This window comes from Streptomyces europaeiscabiei (assembly GCF_001550375.1).
GTDB lineage: Bacteria > Actinomycetota > Actinomycetes > Streptomycetales > Streptomycetaceae > Streptomyces > Streptomyces europaeiscabiei.
Genome location: NZ_LRTR01000781.1, coordinates 1 through 5,161, shown reverse-complemented (window position 1 = coordinate 5,161; position 5,161 = coordinate 1). Strand labels below are relative to the sequence as shown.

5 protein-coding genes and 1 pseudogene are annotated in these 5,161 nt (G+C 70.6%); 2 read left to right on the top strand and 4 right to left on the bottom strand.

The features are described from left to right. Positions 1–108: 108 nt before the first annotated feature. Positions 109–501: pseudogene (locus AWZ10_RS38225) on the bottom strand (trypsin-like peptidase domain-containing protein); the annotation flags it as partial. Positions 502–1,039: 538 nt separating this feature from the next. Between AWZ10_RS38225 and AWZ10_RS56020 the strand changes: the two are divergent. Continuing rightward, complete coding sequence (locus AWZ10_RS56020) at positions 1,040–1,222, top strand: hypothetical protein (protein ID WP_107307982.1); 183 nt, start codon at positions 1,040–1,042, stop codon at positions 1,220–1,222. After that, complete coding sequence (locus AWZ10_RS52625; protein WP_060893324.1) at positions 1,206–1,487, top strand: hypothetical protein; 282 nt, start codon at positions 1,206–1,208, stop codon at positions 1,485–1,487. Before AWZ10_RS56020 ends, AWZ10_RS52625 begins: the two co-directional genes overlap by 17 nt. A 9-nt stretch (positions 1,488–1,496) precedes the next feature. Here AWZ10_RS52625 and AWZ10_RS38215 read toward each other — a convergent pair whose 3' ends face one another. The 3 genes from AWZ10_RS38215 to AWZ10_RS38205 all read right to left on the bottom strand — a co-directional run. After that, positions 1,497–2,243 carry an ABC transporter permease gene (locus AWZ10_RS38215; protein WP_060893323.1) on the bottom strand — a complete coding sequence of 249 codons (747 nt, stop codon included), beginning with the start codon at positions 2,241–2,243 and terminating at the stop codon, positions 1,497–1,499. Between the two features lie 15 nt (positions 2,244–2,258). Continuing rightward, positions 2,259–3,209 carry an ATP-binding cassette domain-containing protein gene (locus AWZ10_RS38210; RefSeq protein ID WP_060893322.1) on the bottom strand — a complete coding sequence of 317 codons (951 nt, stop codon included), beginning with the start codon at positions 3,207–3,209 and terminating at the stop codon, positions 2,259–2,261. A gap of 116 nt (positions 3,210–3,325) precedes the next feature. Continuing rightward, on the bottom strand, positions 3,326–5,161 hold a 1,836-nt coding region (locus AWZ10_RS38205), incomplete at its 5' end, for an SDR family NAD(P)-dependent oxidoreductase (protein ID WP_159058513.1).

Below are 5,161 nucleotides of genomic sequence, written 5' to 3'. Positions count from 1 at the left end.
CGCCCCGCCGCAGCGCCCCGGGGCGGTATCGACTCGTACTCCGCCGCGGGCGCGCGAGCGGCGGCCCCCACGCACCCGCGGACCGGAACGGGCCGACCCGGCGGAGCGCTACGGCTTCGGCAGAGTGCACCCGGCGGCGCTCAGGTCGAGCTGGTTGCCGCTCGTGAAGCAGGCCGGGATCTGGTAGGTCTGCTGGCCGTAGTTAATGCCTTCGCGGACGGTGACGTCGCCCCTCTGGTCCACCTCGCAGGGGTTGTCCAACGTGCAGGACGCGCCGTTCTCGTTGCCGGTGTTGTGGACGGCGACGACCTCACCGGTGGACCGGTCGACCACCGGCGAGCCGGAGGTACCGCCGGCGGTCTGGCAGGCGGAGGTGTAGCGGACCGAGTCCTTCCAGGTCCACTTGCGCTCCTTGAGGCGGTGCACGAACCCGTCGATGTTGCAGTCGAACAGCTTCTTCCAGAGACCGGACGCCACGGTGACGGCCGAGCCGCAGCCGGGGCGGTCCACCACGAAGTCGTCCCGAGTACGCGCGGTGACATGCGCCGTGCCACCCTCGACAAACACCCGCTCCACCAGCACCGTTTTCAGGTGCGGAAGCGCTATATCCAGAAGCTCGTCACACTTGGGTGACGATGCCAGATAACTGACGCGCCGTCACGCTCCGCGAAAATCTTGCCTGACCTTGAAAGCGACCACATGGTGCTCTGGGGGTGGGCCACACCTGCTCTGCGGATCTCCCCACCCTTCGTGTGACCTTGGCAGAACTCTCCGTGTGATCTTGATCGGCGTGTCGCACTGGTCTGAGTGTGCCGTGGAGAGCCTGCGTGAGCTACGAGTTCGTCCTGTTCGGATGCCCGGATGCCCGGATGCTCACGCTGGAGGAAGACGTGCACGCTCACTCACTACGTCGTCAGGATTGGACGATCTCGGCGATCGCGCGGCATCTGGGCCGTGACCGCGAGACCGTCCGCACCTATCTGAATGGTGAGCAGGTCCCGGGACAGCGTCGGCAGAGCTCGGCGCCAACCCGGCGTTCATCGACACCCTCGCCGACGAACTCGTCCCTGCCGCGACCGCACACCTCCCCGCCCGCCCGGAGCCCCGGCGCACCATCCTGTGCGGGCAGAGCCCGGGCGGCCTCACCACACTCGCCGCCGCCCGGACGCCTTCGGTACGGTGTTCGCCCACTGGGCCTCCACCTGGTGGCGCCCCGGGATGACCACCCGGCCCCGGGCGGTCGCCGCCGGAGCGACACCTGGCTGTACGAACAGGCCGCCGGGGCCCCGGTCGGCGGCGTCACCATCCGTATGGATGTCGGCTCCAACGCGGGCACGATGGTCGACCATCTGCGCGCGCTGCACACCCTGATGACCGGCTGGGGGTTCCCCGCCTCGCTGAACGTCTACACAGGCTGCCATGACCAGTGCTGCTGGGCCGCCGCCCTGATGGACGGCCTCACGGAGGTGACCGGCCGACTGGTGTGACCGGAGCGGTCAGCCCAGGCTGCGGGCGAACGAGCGGGCCGCCCAGGCCACGGCGCCGGAGGTCAGGACGGTGAGGATGACCAGCGCCTGCCAGACGCTCGCGTCGCCCGGGTGGCCGTTGAACAGCGCGCGGGAGGCATCGACCGCCCACAGGAACGGATTCAGCCGGGCGACGGCGTGCAGCCAATCCGGTGCCAGGGCCATCGGCAGCAGGATTCCCGACAGGAGAAGCAACGGCATCACCAGGGTGTTCAACAGCGGGGTGAGAGCGTCTTCACTGCGCAGTTTGAGGGCCAGCGCGTAGGACGCCGCCGAGAGCATCACCGCTATCAGGGCCAGGAGCGCGTAGGTGAGCAGGAAATCCGCCAGGCGGATCCGCAGTCCGAGCGGCAGGGCCAGCAGCGTGATCATCGCCGACTGTACGAGCAGCGTGAGCACCTCCCGGGCGGAGCGGCCCAGAAGCAGGGACAACGGGCTCACGGGGGTCACCCGCATCCGTTCGAGCACGCCCGCGCGCAGGTCGGCTATCAGACCGAAGCCCGCGAACAGCGTGCCCAGCATCGCCATGTTGACCAGCAGACCGGGCACGAACGTCTGGTAGGAGTCGCCGCCCCGGAGCACGGGCCCCAGCAGCGGGCCGAACAGGAAGAGGAAGCAAAGGGGTTGTAGCAGTCCGACGATGAGCCAGACCGGGTTGCGCAGCACGAGCAACATCTGGCGGGAGAACACCAGCCAGGTGTCGCTGATCAGTTTCACCAGTCCACTCCAGGGTCAGGCGGTCGGGACGTCGCGCAGCGTCCGGCCGGTCTTGGTGAGGAAGACGTCGTCGAGGCTGGGGCGGTGCAGCTCGATCCTGTCGGGCGAGATGCCCGAGGCGTCGAGCACGCGGAGGATCCGCGGGAGTGCGGTCGCGCCGGCATCGACGTACAGCCGGAGCGTCTCGGCGTGCGTCTCCACCTTCCGTACGTACGGCTCGCGTTCCAGCAGCTCTGCCGCCGCGGGGGCCGCTTCGGTGAATCCGACGGTCACGATGTCCCCCGTGATCTCCCGCTTGAGTTCGGACGGGGTCCCCTCGGCGACGATCTCGCCGTGGTCCATGATGGCGATCCGGTCGCAGAGCGTGTCGGCCTCGTCCAGGTAGTGCGTGGTGAGGAAGACGGTCATGCCCTCGTCACGCAGCCGGCCCACCTCGTCCCACATGCGGGTGCGGCTCTGCGGGTCCAGGCCGGTGGTGGGCTCGTCGAAGAAGACGAGGCGCGGTTCGTGGATCACGCTGAGCGCGACGTCCAGTCGCCTGCGCTGGCCGCCCGAGTAGGTCTTGCAGAGGCGATCGGCGAAGCCTTCGAGGTCGAAAGCCCGGATCGCCCGCTCTGCCCGCTCGCGGGCCTCGGTCCTGCCGACCCCGTACAGCCGGGCCTGGTAGACGAGTTCCTCGCGTGCCGACACGTCGTTCCAGGTGGATCCGCCCTGCGCGACATAGCCGATACGTGCGCGCACCTCGCCGGGGGCGCGCCGCAGGTCGGCTCCGGCGATACGGGCCTCGCCGCCGTCGGGCTCCACCAGGGTGGTGAGCATGCGCAGCGTGGTGGTCTTACCCGCGCCGTTGGGCCCGAGGAAGCCGAAGATCTCGCCCTCCCGGACCGTGAGATCCACGTTGCGGACCGCCTCCACGGTGTTCTTCCGGCTGCGGAACGACTTGCGCAGCCCTTTCGTCTCGATCATCACGTTCGGTTTCGGCCTCAATGGGTGTGTGTGGTGTCCGGTGCCGAGCCCTCCGGTGGTAGGGGGCTCGGCACCGCTGTGCGAGGAGCTGGTGCGGTTCTGCCGCGTGCGGGGAGCTACGCGTCGGCGTCGCGGCCGGTGTGCTCCAGCCAGGCGCTGATGGCAGCTGCCGCGTCGGCGGCGTGTTCGTCGACCGGCGAGCCATGCCCACCGGGAAGACTCCGGAAGGTCACTTCCGCGGGCCACTCCGAGGCGAAGGGACTGTCCTCCGGGTGCAGGCAGAGCGTCGGGACGGCTGGATCGCCGGGTGGCGCCTGGTCCAGCATCCGGTGGTACGCGGCCAGGGCGGTGAGGTGCTCCGTGGTGATCGAGCCGCGCACCGCCGGATCGGTGACAGCCTGCTCGAAGTCCGTGAAGAAGGACTCGGGCACCGATGCCATATGGCGTGGGCTGTCCAGCAGGATCAGGCCGGAGACCGGGTGCCCGTGCTTCTCCAGGGCCTCGGCGAGGACCGCGGCGAGTGTGCCTCCGGTGCAGTGTCCCAGCAGCAGGTAGGGCCGCCGCGGGTCGGGTTTGGGCAGTGCGCGCACCAGGGCTTCGAGGACTGTGGGTAGGTCGGCCGGCAACGGGTCCGCCGCATAGCCCGGCAAGCCGACGGTCAACAAGGTGTGGCCGGTGTCGAGTTGACGCACCAACCGCTCGTAGGGCGAGGTACCCGGCGCCGTGGGTATCGGGGGCAGCAGGAGCATCGTGGGCGCTTCCGCTTCCGCTCCGGCTCCTGTTCCCGCTTCTGCTTCGGCTTCCGTGCCCGCTCCGGCGTTCAGCCGTTCCCATCGTACGGAGTCCAGCTCGGCGGCTCCGAGGGCGAGGCGACGCCGGTCGGCGGCCCCGTGCAGCACGCGTAGCGTCTGCCTGCGGTCGCTGGCGCGGACGCTCGCCGCCACCTCGTCCAGGAAGGCGTCGTCCCGGACCACCGGTGCGGCGCCGGTGACGAGTGTGTCCAGGTACCGTGCCAGCGCGGCGGGAGTGGGGTGGTCCATGGGCGCGGTGGCGGCCACGCGCAGACCGGTGGCGTTCCCCAGCCGGGTGCGCAGTTCGACCGTCGCGAGGGAGTCGAACCCGGCGTTGCGCAGGGTCTGCTCGGCGCTGACGTTCTCGAAGGAGGCATGGCCGAGGACAGCGGCGGCGTGGGTGCGGACGAGTCGGGTGAGCGTGGCGATCCGGTCGGTGGCCGGGCGGTCGCGCAGCGCTTCCGTAGCGAGTTCACGCGAGGGCGCGGCGTCGGCGGCGGCCGTGGCGGTGGGCCGTCGCCGGTGGGCGAAGGCGTCGGAGAACACCTCGGGCAGTCGGTGCTCGCCCGCGGTGGCCTGCGCGGTGACGGCGAGGTAGGGAAGGTCCAGGTCCAGGGCGGCGTCGAAGCCGGCCAGCGCCTGGCGGGTGGTGGTCGGCGCCAGTCCGAGCCGGGCGAGCCGGGCGCGCTGCTCCCGGCTCAGCTCGGCGGTCAGCCCGCTGGTCTCCTCCCACAGGCCCCATGCGATGGAGATGCCGGGCAGGCCCTGGTGGCGTCGGTGGTGTGCGAACGCGTCCAGGAAGGCGTTGGCCGCGGCGTAGTTGGCCTGGCCGGGGTTGCCGATCGTACCGGCGAGGCTGGAGTAGACGACGAACGCGTCCAGTTCCAGGTCGCGGGTGAGTTCGTGCAGGTTGAGGACGGCGTCGGTCTTGGCCCGGAGGACCTCGTCGAGGTGGCGCGGGGTCAGGTCCGTCAGCAGCGCGTCCGCGAGCGCCCCCGCTGTATGTACGACGGCACCGAGCGGGCGGTCCTGGGGGATCGCCCGGATCACCTCCCGCAGCGCGTCCAGGTCGGCGGCGTCGCACGCGGCGATGGTGACCTCGGCCCCCTGCGCCTCCAGGTCGCGGCGGAGCTCCTCGGCGCCGGGGGCGGCGGCGCCGCT

What these genes read in the sequence shown, in the direction of transcription:
- AWZ10_RS38210 (WP_060893322.1), bottom strand. Translation starts at nt 3,209, where the DNA reads ATGATCGAGACGAAAGGGCTGCGCAAGTCGTTCCGCAGCCGGAAGAAC.